General features: G+C 68.7%; 13 protein-coding genes and 1 tRNA gene. 9 read left to right on the forward strand and 5 right to left on the reverse strand.

Annotation, left to right across the window (positions count from 1 at the left end):
- The first annotated feature begins 688 nt into the window (after positions 1-688).
- Together ACWGIC_RS41985 and ACWGIC_RS41990 are read left to right on the forward strand one after the other, a co-directional pair.
- Positions 689-1,558 carry a mechanosensitive ion channel family protein gene (locus tag ACWGIC_RS41985; protein ID WP_452081530.1) on the forward strand — a complete coding sequence of 290 codons (870 nt, stop codon included), beginning with the start codon at positions 689-691 and terminating at the stop codon, positions 1,556-1,558.
- A gap of 305 nt (positions 1,559-1,863) precedes the next feature.
- Complete coding sequence (locus ACWGIC_RS41990; protein ID WP_452081531.1) at positions 1,864-2,502, forward strand: nicotinamide mononucleotide transporter family protein; 639 nt, start codon at positions 1,864-1,866, stop codon at positions 2,500-2,502.
- A 2-nt stretch (positions 2,503-2,504) separates the two neighbouring features.
- On the opposite strand, the gene ACWGIC_RS41995 is transcribed toward ACWGIC_RS41990, so the two are convergent.
- The 3 genes from ACWGIC_RS41995 to aceE form a co-directional block, all read right to left on the reverse strand.
- Entirely contained in the window at positions 2,505-2,750 is a 246-nt protein-coding gene (locus ACWGIC_RS41995) for a hypothetical protein (RefSeq protein ID WP_452081532.1), read from the reverse strand.
- Positions 2,751-2,901: 151 nt separating this feature from the next.
- Positions 2,902-4,113: an alpha-hydroxy acid oxidase gene (locus ACWGIC_RS42000; RefSeq protein ID WP_452081533.1), complete on the reverse strand. Its 1,212-nt coding sequence runs from the start codon at positions 4,111-4,113 to the stop codon at positions 2,902-2,904.
- Between the two features lie 105 nt (positions 4,114-4,218).
- Positions 4,219-7,014: a pyruvate dehydrogenase (acetyl-transferring), homodimeric type gene (gene aceE / locus ACWGIC_RS42005; protein WP_452081534.1), complete on the reverse strand. Its 2,796-nt coding sequence runs from the start codon at positions 7,012-7,014 to the stop codon at positions 4,219-4,221.
- 399 nt (positions 7,015-7,413) lie between these two features.
- On the opposite strand from aceE, the gene ACWGIC_RS42010 reads away from it, so the two are divergent.
- The 5 genes from ACWGIC_RS42010 to ACWGIC_RS42030 all read left to right on the forward strand — a co-directional run bounded on the left by ACWGIC_RS42010 (position 7,414) and on the right by ACWGIC_RS42030 (position 10,749).
- Positions 7,414-7,848: a DUF3052 domain-containing protein gene (locus ACWGIC_RS42010; protein WP_452081535.1), complete on the forward strand. Its 435-nt coding sequence runs from the start codon at positions 7,414-7,416 to the stop codon at positions 7,846-7,848.
- A gap of 56 nt (positions 7,849-7,904) precedes the next feature.
- Positions 7,905-8,369 carry a peroxiredoxin gene (locus ACWGIC_RS42015; RefSeq protein WP_020657595.1) on the forward strand — a complete coding sequence of 155 codons (465 nt, stop codon included), beginning with the start codon at positions 7,905-7,907 and terminating at the stop codon, positions 8,367-8,369.
- A 45-nt stretch (positions 8,370-8,414) separates the two neighbouring features.
- Positions 8,415-8,489 (forward strand) — tRNA-Val (locus tag ACWGIC_RS42020).
- Between the two features lie 207 nt (positions 8,490-8,696).
- Positions 8,697-10,487 (forward strand): hypothetical protein, encoded by a 1,791-nt coding sequence (locus ACWGIC_RS42025; RefSeq protein ID WP_452081536.1) that lies wholly within the window; start codon positions 8,697-8,699, stop codon positions 10,485-10,487.
- Positions 10,480-10,749, forward strand: coding sequence for a hypothetical protein (locus ACWGIC_RS42030; RefSeq protein WP_452081537.1), 270 nt, complete (start codon positions 10,480-10,482; stop codon positions 10,747-10,749). Before ACWGIC_RS42025 ends, ACWGIC_RS42030 begins: the two co-directional genes overlap by 8 nt.
- 220 nt (positions 10,750-10,969) lie before the next feature.
- On the opposite strand, the gene ACWGIC_RS42035 is transcribed toward ACWGIC_RS42030, so the two are convergent.
- Positions 10,970-12,154: an aminotransferase class V-fold PLP-dependent enzyme gene (locus ACWGIC_RS42035; protein ID WP_452081538.1), complete on the reverse strand. Its 1,185-nt coding sequence runs from the start codon at positions 12,152-12,154 to the stop codon at positions 10,970-10,972.
- Positions 12,155-12,199: 45 nt separating this feature from the next.
- On the opposite strand from ACWGIC_RS42035, the gene ACWGIC_RS42040 reads away from it, so the two are divergent.
- Together ACWGIC_RS42040 and ACWGIC_RS42045 are read left to right on the forward strand one after the other, a co-directional pair.
- Positions 12,200-12,814 carry a GntR family transcriptional regulator gene (locus ACWGIC_RS42040; RefSeq protein WP_452081539.1) on the forward strand — a complete coding sequence of 205 codons (615 nt, stop codon included), beginning with the start codon at positions 12,200-12,202 and terminating at the stop codon, positions 12,812-12,814.
- Positions 12,815-12,818: 4 nt separating this feature from the next.
- A complete protein-coding gene (locus ACWGIC_RS42045) occupies positions 12,819-13,580 on the forward strand; it encodes a metallophosphoesterase (RefSeq protein ID WP_452081540.1) in 762 nt (253 codons plus the stop codon).
- Here ACWGIC_RS42045 and ACWGIC_RS42050 read toward each other — a convergent pair.
- Positions 13,570-15,195 (reverse strand): CocE/NonD family hydrolase, encoded by a 1,626-nt coding sequence (locus tag ACWGIC_RS42050; RefSeq protein ID WP_452081541.1) that lies wholly within the window; start codon positions 15,193-15,195, stop codon positions 13,570-13,572. The two genes, ACWGIC_RS42045 and ACWGIC_RS42050, sit on opposite strands and share 11 nt — an antisense overlap.
- Positions 15,196-15,365: the final 170 nt, after the last annotated feature.

The following is a 15,365-nucleotide window of genomic DNA, read 5'->3' on the forward strand; positions in this document are numbered from 1 at the left end:
CGCCGTTTCTGTCCGAGTGCCGGGGGCCTCTACTCTGGGTGGACCGTCCGGCCCGGCGGCGGGCCCTGGGCAGCGGAGCACTAACCCACGTGGGTTAGCGGCAACGGGTGAGTTGCGTGAACACCGCCCTCGCGCGCCCGCCGTTCCGCGCAGTCGCCGCGCCTCGGTTAATGACCTTCGCGCGATCTCTCGCCCGCGCGCTATTGCGGTGCCGCAGTTATCCGGTACTCGCCGGAAGATCCGCGCAATTCGCTGCCGCGAGCTGTCCGGTCACGCGAATTCGCACCGCACAGACCGCGCTCTGGCCGGATTTCCGTCCGGACATCTCCGCGGCCGCGCCCAGGCCGGGACGCAAATCCGTCGGCGGCCCGCCAATCCGCCGGACATGAAGGCCAGATGAACGCCGGAGAAAACCCGAACCCCATTCGTCCCGGAACGGCCGGTCCGCGGCGATAAAGCGCGGAAAATGTTCGAGGCCGCCCGGCGCTTGCGGTTTACGCTGCGCCGAGCGGCCTCGTCTCCCCGGTCCCCACCGGTAGGACAAGTATGGCGGTGATTGATCTTCCCGCGCCAGTCGTCTCACTCGATCGTGGTGCACAGCACCCGGGTGCAGTGGGTACCTGTCCTGCGACCCGGTGCGACAGGACGGTGCCGGAATCCACGTCGAACCGCGGCGAAGGGAGCCAGCGTGGGTGAACAACTCAAGGACGGACTAGGACAGGCCTGGAATCTGGTGGCCACGTTCGTCCCGAAACTCGTGGGCTTTCTGATCATCCTCTTGATCGGCTGGCTGATCGCGAAAGCCGTGTCCAAAGCCCTCGGGCTCGTTCTCGGAAAGCTCGGTTTCACACGGCTGGTGGAGAAGACCGGGCTGACCGGAATGGTGAAGGGCGCGAATCTCGACGCCACCACGGTGCTCGTGAAACTCGTCTACTACTTCATTCTGCTGATCGCGCTGCAACTGGCGTTCGGGGTGTTCGGGCAGTCGAACCCGGTGAGCCAGCTGCTGAACGACATCATCGCGTTCCTGCCGAGGATCCTGGTCGCGGTGGTGCTGATCATCGTGGCCGCGGCGATCGCGAAGGTCGTGCGGGACGTCGTCGCTGGCGCGCTTTCGGGACGCCCGGCGGCCCGGCTGCTCAGCACGGTCGCGTACTGGCTGGTGATGGCGTTCGGCATCATCGCGGCGCTGGGCCAGGTGAATATCGCGACGACGGTGACCGGCCCGCTGCTGATCGCGGTGCTGGCGACTGCGGGCGGCGTGATCGTGGTCGGCTTCGGCGGCGGCCTGATCAAACCGGCCCAGGAACGCTGGGACGGCTGGCTGGCCAGCATGCAGGGCCAGCTCGGCTCTGGCTCTGGCTCGGGCGGCGGGTCGAATGCCCAGGTGAGCGGACAGCACGCGCACGCCGGGCAGGCACGGACGCAGAGCTACCCGCAGTCCCAGTCGGGCAGCCTTCCGCAGCCGAGCGAGCAGACTCGGCAGATGCCCGCGGACGGCGGCCGCCCGCCGGAGCCGCCGACGCCGCCCGCCGGTTTCGGTCGCGTGGACCGCTGAGTGCCGGCGGGAAGGTCGCGCTGGTGATGTCCGTGGGCTGAACCGCGGACGCTCGGTGGCACCGGGCCGTGCCGCTGGCCGGATCCGAGCCAGCCGGCTTCGCTGACGGCCTTCCCCGATCTGCGGATCGGCGGAGGAGGGGCCGCGTTGCTTCGGCAGCGCGGCCCCTCGGTCTGTCCGCACCCCGCCCGGCGAGCGGCCCGGTCCGGCGTCCACTCAGCGGGACTGTCTTCAGTCTCACATCGGCACGGGAATGGCCGCTCCGTGTTGCATGTTGGGAGGCGTAGATCGGAAGGGGTGCCGACGTGGACTTCCTGTTGCACCACGGCGTGACCGTGTTCGGCCAGTGGATCTCGATCGCCGAGCTGGCCGGGCAGGTGTTCGCGCTCGCGGTGGTGTTCCTCGCGCAGCGGCGGACGCTGTGGACCTGGCCGGTGCAGGTCGGTGCGACCGTCCTGCTCTTCTCCGTTTACGCGTCCGCGCACCTCGGCGGTCTCGCCGGGCGGCAGGTCGCCATCCTGCTCATCTCGCTGTACGGCTGGTGGGCCTGGAATCGCCGGACGGATCCGGTGTACGGCGTCGTCGTGCGCAAGGGCCGGTGGACCGAGCGGGCCGCGATGCTCGGCGCGTTCGGGCTGGGAACGGTCGCGATGGCGCTGACGCTCCAGGCGCTCGACGCCTCGTGGGCGCCGTGGCCGGACGCCGCGATCTTCATCGGGACGCTCGTCGCGTTCGCCGCGCAGGGGGTCGGGCTCGTGGAGTTCTGGGGAGTGTGGCTGGTGGTCGACGCGATCGGCGTGCCGCTGCAGATCAGCTCCGGCCTGTACTTCTCGGCCGCGATCTACGTCGTCTTCGCCGCGCTCGTGGTCCACGGCTGGGTCTCCTGGAACCGGTCGGCGCGCACCGCGGCGGTCGGCGAGAAGGCCGTCGCCGCGGCGCGCTGACCTCAGACGCCCAGCGCGAGCTGCCCGTCCGGGGTCAGCTCGGCCTGCGTCCACTGCCCGACCGAGCCGCCCAGTGCGGAGGCCGGGCGGACCAGCCCCTCCCGGACGAGGTCGTGCGCGGTCGTCTGGTCACAGCACGGCAGGCCGTCGACCCGCAGGTCCGGTTCGCAGCTTCGGGTGAGTTCGGCTCGGCCGGCGGCGATCGCGCGCAGCATCGCGAGCGCGCGGCGGTTCAGCGTGACGGACATGGTCTTCTCCCTCGGATGTTCCGAAGGCAAGAGACGTGATGTCCGTCACTGGATACCTGATTGCGCCGATTGCCCCAACCTCGGCTGAGGCCCGTGAAGGACTCCTTGAGGGAATCAGATTCCCTCAAGGAGTCCTTCACGGACGTCGGGCTCAGCGGAGCGTGGCGTGGGTGGGGCGCAGGTCGTCCACCCGCCGGACGCCCAGCAGCTGCATCGTGCGGATCATCTCCGTGCGGAGGATGTCCACGCAGCGCTGCACGCCGCGTTCGCCGCCCGCCATCAGGCCGTACAGGAACGCGCGGCCGATCAGCACCGCGTTCGCGCCGCGGGCGAGCGCGGCCACGATGTCGCCGCCGGACAGGATGCCGGTGTCGACCCACACCTCGGCGCTGTCCTGGATCTCGTCCAGTGCGGCGGGCAGCAGTTCGATCGGCGTCGGGGCGCGGTCGAGCTGGCGTCCGCCGTGGTTGGACAGCAGCACCGCGTCCGCGCCGTGTTTCACCACTTCGCGCGCGTCGTCGACGTTCTGCACGCCCTTGACCACCAGCTTTCCCGGCCACGTCTGGCGCACCCAGTCCAGGTCGTCGAAGTTCAGCGTGGGGTCGAACAGCTTGTCCAGCAGTTCCGCGACGGTGCCGCCGAAGTGGCTGAGCGACGCGAAGTTCAGCGGCTCCGTCGTCAGCAGGTTGAACCACCACGCCGGGTGCGTCGCGCCGTCCGCGAACGTTTTCAGGGTGAGCGCGGGCGGGATGGTGAGCCCGTTGCGGACGTCGCGCAGCCGCGCGCCCGCGACCGGGGTGTCGACGGTCAGCAGGAGCGTGTCGTACCCGTTCTCCCAGGCTCGATTCATCAGATCTTCGCCCGCGCCGTGGTCGCGCCAGACGTACAGCTGGAACCACTTGCGCGCGTCCGGAGCGGCCGCCGCGAGGTTTTCGATCGACGTGGTGCCCATCGTCGAGAGCGCCATCGGCATGTTGTTGCGCTGCGCCACGCGGGCCACCGCGCGTTCGCCCTCGTGCTGCATCATCCGCGTGAACCCGGTCGGCGCGAACGCGAACGGCAGCGCCGAACGCTGGCCGAGAATCTCCCTGCTGGTGTCCACATCGGACACTCCGCGCAGCACGTTGGGCTGGAATTCCACCCGGCGGTAGGCCTGCCGGGCGCGGCGCAGGCTGTCCTCGAGTTCGGCCGCGCCGTCGGTGTAGTCGAACGCCGCGCGCGGGGTGCGCTTGCGCGCGATCATCCGCAGATCGGCGATCGTGTGCGCGCCGGCGAGACGCCGATCGGTCGGGTTCAGCACGATCGGCTTCGGCCGCAGGATCTCTTTGAGCTCGCTGGGCCGGGGCAGGCGACGCTGGGTCACGCTCGACCACCTTTCGTCAGGCATCCGGATACATCCGATGTCTACCTTAAGGCAGAGGCCCCTCCGGAACACTGTCCCGGAGGGGCCTCTGGAGTCAGGCAGCGATCACGCGTTGCCGGAGTCGGACGTCTGCGGCCCGGCGGCCGCCACGTCGTCGAGCCGGTAGCGGCGGGCCGCCTCGGCGACCTTCGCCTGGTCGAACTCGCCGCGCTTGGCGAGCGCGGACAGCGCGCCGACGGTGATCGACTCGGCGTCCACCAGGAACTTGCGCCGCGCGGCCGGGCGGGTGTCGGAGAAGCCGAACCCGTCGGTGCCGAGCGTGAGCATGTCGGTGGGCACCCACGGGCGGATCATGTCCGGCACCGCGCGCATCCAGTCCGACACCGCCACGACTGGCCCGGAAACCTCCGCCAGCTTCTGCGTGACGTACGGAATCCGCGGCGTCTCGTCCGGGTGCAGCAGGTTCTCGTGGTCGATCTCGACCGCTTCGCGGCGCAGTTCGCCCCACGACGTGGCCGACCACACCGCGGCCCGTACGCCCCACTCCTCGGCCAGCATCTTCTGCGCCTTGAGCGCGTCCGGCATCGTGACGCCGGAAACCAGCACCTGGACCTCCGGGCCGTCGCCCTCAGGCGCGTCGGAGTACCGGTAGAGGCCCTTGAGCACGCCGTCGACGTCCAGGTTCTCCGGCTCGGCCGGCTGCTGGTAAGGCTCGTTGTAGATGGTGATGTAGTAGAAGATGTTCTCGCCGTTGCCGTCCGGGCCGGTCTCGCCGTACATCCGGCGCAGGCCGTCCTTGACGATGTGCGCGATCTCGAACGAGTAGGCCGGGTCGTAGGCCACTACGGCCGGGTTCGTCGCCGCCAGCAGCAGCGAGTGCCCGTCCGCGTGCTGCAGGCCCTCGCCGGTCAGCGTGGTGCGGCCGGCGGTGGCGCCGAGCACGAAGCCGCGGGCCATCTGGTCCGCCGCCGCGTACAGGCCGTCGCCGGTGCGCTGGAACCCGAACATCGAGTAGAAGATGTAGATCGGGATCATCGGCTCGCCGTGCGTCGCGTACGACGTGCCGACGGCGGTGAACGACGCGGTGGAACCCGCCTCGTTGATGCCCTCGTGCAGCAGCTGGCCCTTCTCGGACTCCTTGTACGCCAGCATCAGGCTCGCGTCGACCGAGGTGTAGGTCTGGCCGTGCGGGTTGTAGATCTTGGCGGTCGGGAACATCGAGTCGAGGCCGAACGTACGCGCCTCGTCCGGGATGATCGGGACGATCCGCTTGCCGATCTCCGAATCCTTCGCCAGCTCGCGGATGAGCCGGACGATCGCCATCGTGGTGGCGACCTCCTGCTTGCCCGAGCCCTTGCGGACGCCCTCGTAGACCTTGTCGCCGGGCAGCACGAGCGCCTTGGCGGACTTCGGGCGGCGCTCCGGCAGGTACCCGCCGAGCGCCTTGCGGCGGCCGCGCATGTACTCGATCTCCGGCGAATCCGGGCCCGGGTGGTAGTACGGCGGCAGCTTCGGGTCGCGCTCGAGCTCCTCGTCGCTGATCGGGATCCGCTGGGTGTCGCGGAACAGCTTCAGGTCGTCGAGGGTGAGCTTCTTCATCTGGTGCGTGGCGTTGCGGCCCTCGAACGCCGGGCCGAGGCCGTAGCCCTTGATCGTGTGCGCCAGGATCACCGTCGGCTGGCCGGAGTGCTCCATGGCCGCCTTGTACGCCGCGTACACCTTGCGGTAGTCGTGGCCGCCGCGCTTGAGGTTCCAGACATCGGCGTCGGAGAGGTCCTTGACCAGGTCCTTCGTCCGCGGGTCGCGGCCGAAGAAGTGCTCCCGGACGAACGCGCCGTCGTTGGCCTTGTAGGTCTGGAAATCGCCGTCCGGCGTGACGTTCATCAGGTTGACCAGCGCGCCGTCGCGGTCGGCGTGCAGCAGCGAGTCCCACTCGCGGCCCCAGATGACCTTGATCACGTTCCAGCCCGCGCCGCGGAAGTACGCCTCGAGCTCCTGGATGATCTTGCCGTTGCCGCGCACCGGGCCGTCGAGCCGCTGCAGGTTGCAGTTGATCACGAAGGTCAGGTTGTCCAGGCCCTCGCCAGCGGCCACGTGGATCAGGCCGCGCGATTCGGCCTCGTCCATCTCGCCGTCGCCGAGGAACGCCCACACGTGCTGGTCGGAGGTGTCCTTGATGCCGCGGTCGCGCAGGTAGCGGTTGAACCGCGCCTGGTAGATCGCGTTCATCGGGCCGAGGCCCATCGACACCGTCGGGTTCTCCCAGAACTCCGGCATCAGCCGGGGGTGCGGGTACGACGGGAGGCCGCCGCCCGCGCCCGCGTGGCTGAACTCCTGGCGGAACCCGTCGAGCTGCTGCTCGGTGAGGCGGCCCTCGAGGAACGCGCGGGCGTACATGCCGGGGGAGGCGTGGCCCTGGAAGAAGACCTGGTCGCCGCCGCCGGAGTGGTCCTTGCCGCGGAAGAAGTGGTTGAAGCCGACCTCGTACAGCGCCGCCGACGAGGCGTAGGTGGAGATGTGACCGCCGACGCCGACGCCCGGCCGCTGCGCGCGGTGCACCATGATCGCCGCGTTCCAGCGGATGTAGCGGCGGTAGCGGCGCTCGATCTCCTCGTCGCCCGGGAACCACGGCTCGTTCTCGGTGGGGATCGTGTTCACGTAGTCGGTCGAGGTGAGCGCCGGGACGCCGACGTTGCGCTCGCGGGCGCGCTCGAGGATGCGCAGCATCAGGTACCTGGCCCGCTGCTGGCCCCCTCGGGCCAGCGCCTCGTCGAAGGAGTCCAGCCATTCGCTGGTCTCTTCCGGGTCGATGTCGGGAAGGTGCGCCGCGAGTCCGTCACGGATGACGCGTACGCGAGCCGGGGTCTCCTTGCCGGAGGCGCCGTCGTTCTGCGGGGCCAAGGGGTCTCCTTGTAGCTGGTTGTAGCTGTTGTAGCTGGTGGGCGGGAGTGCTCGCCGACGTCCATGGTCGTCCCGGTTGGGGTTCCCGTCACCTGTACTGCCCGGTAACATCGGCCGCCCGAGTGTCGCCACTCCCCGCGCACGGTGTATCGCGCGCGCGTTTTCTCTCCTCCACCCTAAAGGAGGCTCCCGGGGAGGGCTCCGCAGTGGTGGGGTACTGAGTGCCACCCGGAGTCGGGCAAGGGAGCGGCAAGCCCCTACGCTGCAGACACGACTTGCCAAAGATCCGGTGTGGACGGTTGCGCGCAGCGCCGCGTCAGTGTTCGCTGTTCGACAACCGTGTATCCGAGTGCGGCGGACCTACCGCCGCGCTCCGTCGTAGTTGGAGGAGTGGAAGCAGTGGTCGCCGCGGGAGACGCAGGCAACGCCGGCGTCGCCGAGAGCCTTGGCATCAAGCCGGACATGGTGGTCCAGGAGATCGGCTGGGACGATGACGTCGACGACGACATCCGCGCGGCGATCGAGGAAACGATCGGCGGTGAGCTCCTCGACGAAGACGCGCAGGAGGTCATCGACGTTGTGCTGCTGTGGTGGCGCGACAACGACGGAGACCTCGGAGACGCGCTGGTCGACGCCCGCGGTCCGCTGGACGAGAACGGCGTGATCTGGGTGCTGACCCCGAAGACCGGGCAGCCCGGGCACGTCGAGCCCAGCGACATCGCCGAGGCGGTGCCGCAGGTCGGGCTCGCCCAGACGGCGAACATCAGCGTGGGCCCCGGCTGGCTGGGCACCCGGCTGGTGTCGCCGAAGTCCTCGAAGGCCAAGCAGCGCTGAGGCCGCGATAGGGTGGGCGGGCACGCTCGTGTTCGCTCTGGAGAGGAATCGCCGGTATGGCCGTCGAGGTCGGTTCGCAGGCCCCTGACTTCACGCTCAACGACTACAACAAGCAGCCGGTCACGCTGTCGCAGTTCAAGGGCGACAAGCCGGTCCTGCTGGTGTTCTACCCGTTCGCCTTCAGCGGGATCTGCACCGGCGAGCTGTGCCAGCTGCGCGACGAGTTCGGCGACTACGACGGCAAGGGCGTCCAGGTGCTGGGCGTCTCGGTCGACACGCCGTTCTCGCTCAAGGCGTGGGCCGAGGTCGAGGGCTACCAGTTCCCGCTGCTGTCGGACTTCTGGCCGCACGGCGAGGTGGCGCAGAAGTACGGCGTCTTCAACGACCAGGCCGGGCTCGCCGTTCGCGGCACCTTCCTGATCGACACCGAAGGCGTGGTCCGCTTCGCCGAGGTCAACGCGCCGGGCGAGGCGCGCGACCAGGCCGGCTGGAAGAAGGCCGTCGAGGAACTGACTGCCTGAATTCTTTTCGCTCGCCGGGGCGGGGGTCTCCCCGTTCCGGCGCGCGGGCGCATAGCTCAGCGGGAGAGCACTCGGTTTACACCCGAGCGGTCGCAGGTTCGATCCCTGCTGCGCCCACCACGCTGGGGCCGACCCCATCCGGTGAAGGTTTCACTGGATGGGGTTTCGCCGTTTTCGCCGTTCCGCCCGCCGGAAGCCGCCTTTCCCGGTATCGGCAGCGCAACGATTGTCACCAGAACGACCTCGCCTGAGTGCTGCTCGTAACACTCCGCATGATCGGGAAGACCCTCCTCCTGGAACTGACCGCACGTCAGGTGGGAGGTCGTCGTGGGCGAGAGCATCGGGGACAAGGCCAGACGCCTCTGGAGTTCCTGGATCTGCCTGCTGGCGGCCGCGCTGGCGGTGGCGTTCTGCTCCTTCGTCCCGCTGGGCGGACTGTCCCCGTGGTCGAATCTGGCGTTCCTGGCCGGTGCGGTGTGGCTGGTGGCGGTGTTCCTGCGGAAGAGGAACGATCCGGGCAAAACGGTCCGGGACAACGCGCTGGGAGATCCGGTGCCGCGCGAAATTTCCATCGTGGATCTGTTTCGGGCCGAATCGTATGTGACCCGCAACTACGACCTCTTCGCGATCAATTATTTCGCCAAGCTCCTCGCCGCGCTTCCCGACTATTTGACCCGGGTGCACGACCAGGCGACGCTCGAGGGGCGGACGCTGCTTTCGTCGACCACCCTGACCTTCCGCGGCACGCAGCGGGAGCAGCGGACCGGCGACTGGCCTCGGTCGCCCTTGCTGGTTCCGGTGGTCCGCGCGGAAAAGGAAAAGCTCTTCGACAAGTTCTGCGTCACCGACAGCGGCAACCACGAGCTGCCCACGCTGCCGCAGTGGCAGGTCTACGGCCTGGTCGCCCTGGTCCTTCGCGGCTTGTTCGAGCAGGAAGCTTCCGCCGGCAAGGACGCGGGAGCCTGCCTGACCGCGGCGGAAGCCGAGATACTGCTGCGGATCGTGAAGAACAGCATCGCGAGAGTTTCGGAGCGGGGCAAGGAAAAAGAACGGGCCGACGACGCCTTCGCGTTGCTCGACCAGCTTGACGAACAGCGATTCTCGGAGGGCTGGAAAGCGCGCGTCCGGTCTCTGTGCGCGTCGCTGGCGGACACTTACTTGATCGTGGTGGAGGTCCCGCACCCGGTCGGCGACAGCGTCGTCCTGCGTTATTCGAACACTGTCGCGTTCGAGCGCTACGCGAGCAGCCGGGACACTGCGCTGCGGCGCAAGCACGGGCTGTTGCCGAACCGTATCGACATCCACCATCCCTGGGCGACGAGTTCCGACAGCTACCACTTCGAAATGAGTGCGTACCAGGACACCTACGTGTACGACCACCACCTCGAAAAGATGCAGGGCAAGAAACCCTTGCAGCAAAGCGATTTCGGGAAGATGCGAGGTCGCTGGTACGTGCGGCTCTACTACGAGGAAGCGCGGACGCTGGCCCATCTCTACCTTCGCCGCCAGGAAAAGGGAGTGGTTCCCGGCGACGAGCGGGACGGGCTGTCCCTGCCGGATTCCGGCGACTTCAAGTCGGTGGTGGAGTTCCGGGAGATCCCGCCGGGCGCGCTCGCCAACGCCGTGACGGTGGCGCTGGTGACGTCCGTGGTGATCGCCTATTTCGCGTTGTTCCGGATCGGGATCGACCCGGTGTCGGTGCGGTCGGGCGGCCACGCCAACCAGGGCGTGCCCGCGCTGCTGCTGACTCTTCCCGCTTTCTTGGCCGCCGCTGTGGGGCGAGGGTTGACCACGGAGCGGATGCAGATCTCGTCGCTCACCGCGTTCTACGGGCTGTGGACGATAGCCGCGACCGCCTTGGCGGCGGTGCTGTTGTACATCGTCAGCGCGACGAACGTCTTGATCCTCGAAGTGTCGTTTGACGTCGGCTCCTCCTCCGTGAGCTTCAACCTGCTCTGGGTTCTGCTCACGCTGGCCAGCGTCGGCGAGCTTCTCTACCTGCGCAAGAAGAAGAACGAAGAGCGGGCTTACTTTCTCGACCTGCTGGAGAAGCAGGCTCTGGACGGTAAAATGAAACCGCCTGCTCCGGAACCAGGGAAAGGTGACGGAAGTGCCTGAAGAGACGGCCGAGGCACCGGCGGAAAGCGCGGAAGACGAGCTGCGCGAGGCGGCGGAGTGGAAAGACGGCCGCCTGGTGGCCATCCGCCCCGAGATTCGGAACAGCGTTCTCGAGAAGAGCTACATCCTCCGGACCGAGGAGCAGAAGCAGGAGCTGGAGCGGACCATGGGGGAGACGGTCGCGAGGCGTCGCGCTATGAGTCCTGAGCAGAAGAAGGCAGAGCTTCGGGAGATCGCTGTCTTGGCGGGCGAAGAGCTTTAGCCGCTCGGCTCCGGCGCCCGCGCGCGGCTGAACACGAGAGAAGGCCCCCTGGGCCGGGTTCCCCCATCAATCCCGGCCCAGGAGGCCTTCTCGTTTCCTCCCCTTGCCCCGTCGGGCCTGCCCCCTCGACAGGCCCGGCCGCAGCGCACTCCGCGGGTGTACGCGAGACAAGAGGCGGCTTCGGCGGCGCTGGATACTGCGGCAAACGGGTGATCTTGGCTCACCGCGCGAGCGCGGCGACCTCACCGGTCAGCCGGTCGATTTCCTCCTCGGTGTTGTAGTAGTGCACCGACGCGCGCACCAGGTCCGGAAGGCGGCGCGCGGTGAAGTCGTACTGCGCCGACGACGGGTGCGCGACGCTCGTGTTGATCTTCGCCGCGTTCAGGCGGTCTTTGATCTCGTCCGCGGGCACTCCGTCGACGCTGAACGTCACGAGACCGCATTTGCGCGCGCCCGCGTCGTGCACGGTGACCCGGTCCACCTCGGCCAGCCGGGAGCGCAGCGTCGCGGCCAAAGCGGTGACTCGTTCCTCGATCGCGGGCAGTCCCCACTCCATCGCGTAATCCACTGCCGCGCCGAGGCCGAGTACGGCGGCGAAGTCGCGTTCCCACACCTCGAACCGCTTCGCGGTCGGGTCGACGACGTACTCGGTCGGGGACGTCCACTTGGCCGAGTGCAGGTCGAGCATCGCCGGTTCGAGGCGGTCGCGCAGCCGCGGGCGCACGTACAGGAACCCGGTGCCGCGCGGACCGCGCAGGTACTTGCGGCCGGTGGAGGTCAGCGCGTCGCAGCCGATGCGTTCGACGTCGAGGTCCAGCTGCCCGGCCGACTGGCAGGCGTCGAGCAGGAACGGGATGCCCGCCTCGCGGGCGACGGCGCCGATTTCCTCGGCGGGATTCACCAAACCGCCCTGCGTCGGCACGTGGGTGACCGCGATGAGCTTCACGTCGGAGCCGATCCGGCGGCGCAGGTCGTCGACGTCGAGTTGCCCGGTTTCGTCGTTGTCCACGACCTCCACGGTCGCTCCGGTGCGGCGCGCGATCTGGAGATAGGCGATGGCGTTGCTGGCGTATTCGGCGCTCGCGGTGAGGATCCGGTCTCCCGGCCCGAACGGCAGCGCGTAGAAGATCGCTTGCCACGAGCGGGTCGCGTTGTCGCTGAGCGCGATGTCTTCCGGAGAGGCGTTGAGCAGGCGCGCGACCGAGGCGTACACGCCGTCTACGCGGTCCTGGGCCTGGTCGGCCGCTTCGTAGCCGCCGAGCAGGGATTCGGTGCGCAGATAGTCGATCACGGTGTCGGTGACGCGGGCGGGCGGGAGGGCGGAGCCGGCGTTGTTGAAGTGCGTGACTCCTACACAACCTGGCGTTTCGTACCTTGCGCGGTCGACATCGAAAGTGCTGGCCATACCAACTGAATACAGTACGGGCGATCTGTGTGCAATACTCGCCGCATGGTCAAGAGACTCATGCGCGGTGAACTTCTGGAAGAGATCACCGCGCGCGTACTCGACGGACGGCTCCCCGCGGACACCCGGGTCAACGAGGTCCGCTTGGCGAGCGAGCTGGGGGTGTCCCGGACGCCGTTGCGCGAGGCGCTGATCGGCCTCGCCGACCGCGGGCTGCTCGTCGCCGCGCCTGGACGGGGCTTCCTCGTCGCGCCGTTCGATCCGCAGGAGGCTCGCCGGCTGTACCCGCTGGTCGCCGAACTGGAGGCGCTCGCGCTGCGCTGGACGTCGCCGCTCGAACTCGCGTCGCTGCCGGACGCGCTCGACCGGATTTCGGACGAGACAGCCGATTCGGCCGATCTGTCCGCCGCGGACGACCGCTGGCACGCGCTGCTCACGTCCCGCTGCGACAACCCGCATCTGCTGCGCATGATCGAGCAGACAAAACCGTTGCTCAAACGCTACGAGACGGCATACTTCGGCGGCCGGGACCGAGCGGCGGAGAGCGTGGCCGAACACCGCGAGATCGCGGCCGCGCTGCGGGCGGACGACCTGCCCGGCGCGTCCGCGCTGCTCGTCCGGAACTGGGTGAAAGCGTTGGCGTACTTGAAGGAGAGCTGATCCGGTGCGGGTTTTCGCGCATCTGTCCGACATCCACCTCGACGGCGGCGACCGCGCCGACGCTCGGGCCGCTGCGGTGACGCGTTACCTGCGAAACCTCGAAAAGCCGGTCGACGCCGTGTTCGTCACCGGAGACATCGCGGATCACGGCCTGCCCGAGGAATACCGTCGCGCGGCCGAACTGCTGGACCTCCCGGTGCCGGTGGTGGTCTGTCCCGGCAATCACGACGTCCGCGCGCAGTTTCGCGAGGCGCTGCTGGGAGAACCCGCCAGCGACGCTCCGGTGAACTCCGCGACCGAGGTGGCCGGAGTGCTGCTCGTGTCGTGCGATTCGACGATCCCTGGCAAGGGAGCTGGCTACCTCGCCGACGAGACGCTCGCTTGGCTGGACGACACGCTCGCCGGTCACGACGGCCCATCGTTCGTCGCGTTCCACCACCCGCCGCTCGACGTCGGAGTGCCGCTGGTGGACGCGATCCGCCAGACCGGCGAAGACCGGCTCGCCGCCGTGCTGCGACGGCATCCCGGCGTGGCGGCGCTGCTGTGCGGACATGTGCACACTGGCGCGGCGACGGAGTTCGCGGGCGTGCCGGTGCGGATCGCGCCGGGCGTGGTGTCCGGTTCACTGCTGCCGGTGGAACCCGGCGCGGGGCGCGGCTGGGACGAAGGCGGGCCGCTGGACTTCAACAGCCCGCCGTCGCTCTTGCTGCATGTGCTGCACGACGACGGCAGGCTGACGACGCATCAGCGCGCGGTCACCGGGTAAAGACCGGCAGCGTGACCTGGGACGGCCGGGTCTCGTCGTGGAACACCTCGAACCGGTTCGGCGTCCCGCGCACGGCGGACGAAACCCGTTCTCCCGTACCGTGATTGCGCGCGAACCGCGGGAACGCGCCGCCCGCCACCTGCACGCGCAACCGGTGCCCGCGGCGGAAGCGGTACGCGGTCGGGTCGAGTTCCACCTCGGCCCGCACCACGCCGTCGGCATCGGCTTCCGGCGCGCCCGGACGCAGCCGCAGGATTCCGTCGGTGACGTTGCGCGAGATGCCGCCGGGATCGACGTCGCACAGCCGCACGTACACGTCTGCGTGGGCCAGTTCGGTCCGCACGAACACAGTGGCGGACACGTCGCCGATCACGTCGACGTCGTGCAGCAGCGGCTCACCGGTGAACACCAGCACGTCGTCGCGAGCCTCGATCTCGGAGTTGTCGCGCTGCTTGGACTTTCCCATCAGCAGCGGCCCGCCGACGGCCGGCGTCGGATCCTTCGGGTCGTAGGTGAACGACGTCGGCAGCGCCTCGCCGGGCACCGTTTCGCCGAGGCCGCCGACCGGGCGCAGGTGTGCGTGCTTCGGTTCGGAAGCGGGCGGCCAGCAGTCGAAATCGAGCCAGGCGGACGCCTGCTGCAGGAAGATCCGCACGGGGGAGCGCTGCAGCTGAGTGCGGTCGTCGGAGAGGTGCGCGCGCAAGAAGCCGAGCTGGTCCTGGATCAGCGCGCGGAAGCTCGCCGGTTCGCCGTGCGCCCACGGGCCGACGGTGATCCGCGGCGACTTCCCGGCGTCCTGCAGCGTGCGGAAGTCCCGCAGCTGCGCGCGGATGAACAGGTCGTACCAGCCGGTGACCATGCTGACCGGCACGTCGAGCTTCGCGACCTCGGCGCTGTGGTCGGACATCGCCCAGAAATCGTCGTCCGGGTCCGCGTGCCCGGTGACGTCCTGCAGGAACTGCACCGGCTTGCCGATCGCCGCCACGTCCGCGCCCGCGATCGGCAGATACGCCATCGCGCTGCGGGTGCGCCGCGTCTGCAGCGGGTTCGGCAGCGCGGCGAAGCGCTCCTCCTGCTTCCCGATCATGGCCGACCAGGACACCATGTTGTCCGCCGCGAGCACCCCGCCCGGATAGAACGTGCTGACGAATTCCGACGCGGTGATCGCGAGGCACATCGCCTCCAGCGGAGGATCGAGGTACGGGCCGACCGCCCATTGGGTGTGCCCGAGGTAGCTCGCGCCCGCCATCGCGATTCGTCCGTCGCACCAGGGTTGCGCGCGCAGCCATTCCGCGGTGGCGATGCCGTCCTCGCGTTCGGTGTGGAACGGGCGGAACTCGCCTTCCGAACCGAAGGTGCCGCGGGTGCTTTGCAGAACTGTCTGAAGGCCGTGCCGCGCGAAGGTTTCGCCGAAGAGCTTGGCCAGCGGGCCTTTGCGGCCGTAGGGGGTGCGGATCAGGACAACTGGTCCGGAGGTCAGGCCGTGCGGCGTGTAGCGGTCGGCGAGGAGGTGCGCGCCGTCGGGCATGGGGATGTGGAGGCCTTTGACGGCGGTGGGCGCGGGGTCTTCGGCGGCGGGGAGACCGAGCAGTCGGTCGACGATTCGGTTCAGCACGTAATCGAACGTACGCGAATTGTTATTGGCTCGCTGGGGGCTCGTCGCCTGGCGGCGACATTGCGCCGCGTTCGTGAGGGGGCACCCCGAAGCTGATTGTGCTGACGGTTCGGGGGTGGGTGTTAATTCGGGGAAAAAGGAATTAAAAACAACCCCCCACCCCCCCGAAA

This window comes from Amycolatopsis sp. NPDC054798 (assembly GCF_053611505.1).

Bases quoted from the DNA above. Each gene is read 5' to 3' on its own strand.
- ACWGIC_RS41995 (WP_452081532.1), bottom strand. From the start codon at position 2,750: ATGTCCGTCACGCTGAACCGCCGCGCGCTCGCGATGCTGCGCGCGATC.
- ACWGIC_RS42015 (WP_020657595.1), top strand. From the start codon at position 7,905: ATGGCCGTCGAGGTCGGTTCGCAGGCCCCTGACTTCACGCTCAACGAC.
- ACWGIC_RS42035 (WP_452081538.1), bottom strand. From the start codon at position 12,154: ATGGCCAGCACTTTCGATGTCGACCGCGCAAGGTACGAAACGCCAGGT.
- ACWGIC_RS42040 (WP_452081539.1), top strand. From the start codon at position 12,200: ATGGTCAAGAGACTCATGCGCGGTGAACTTCTGGAAGAGATCACCGCG.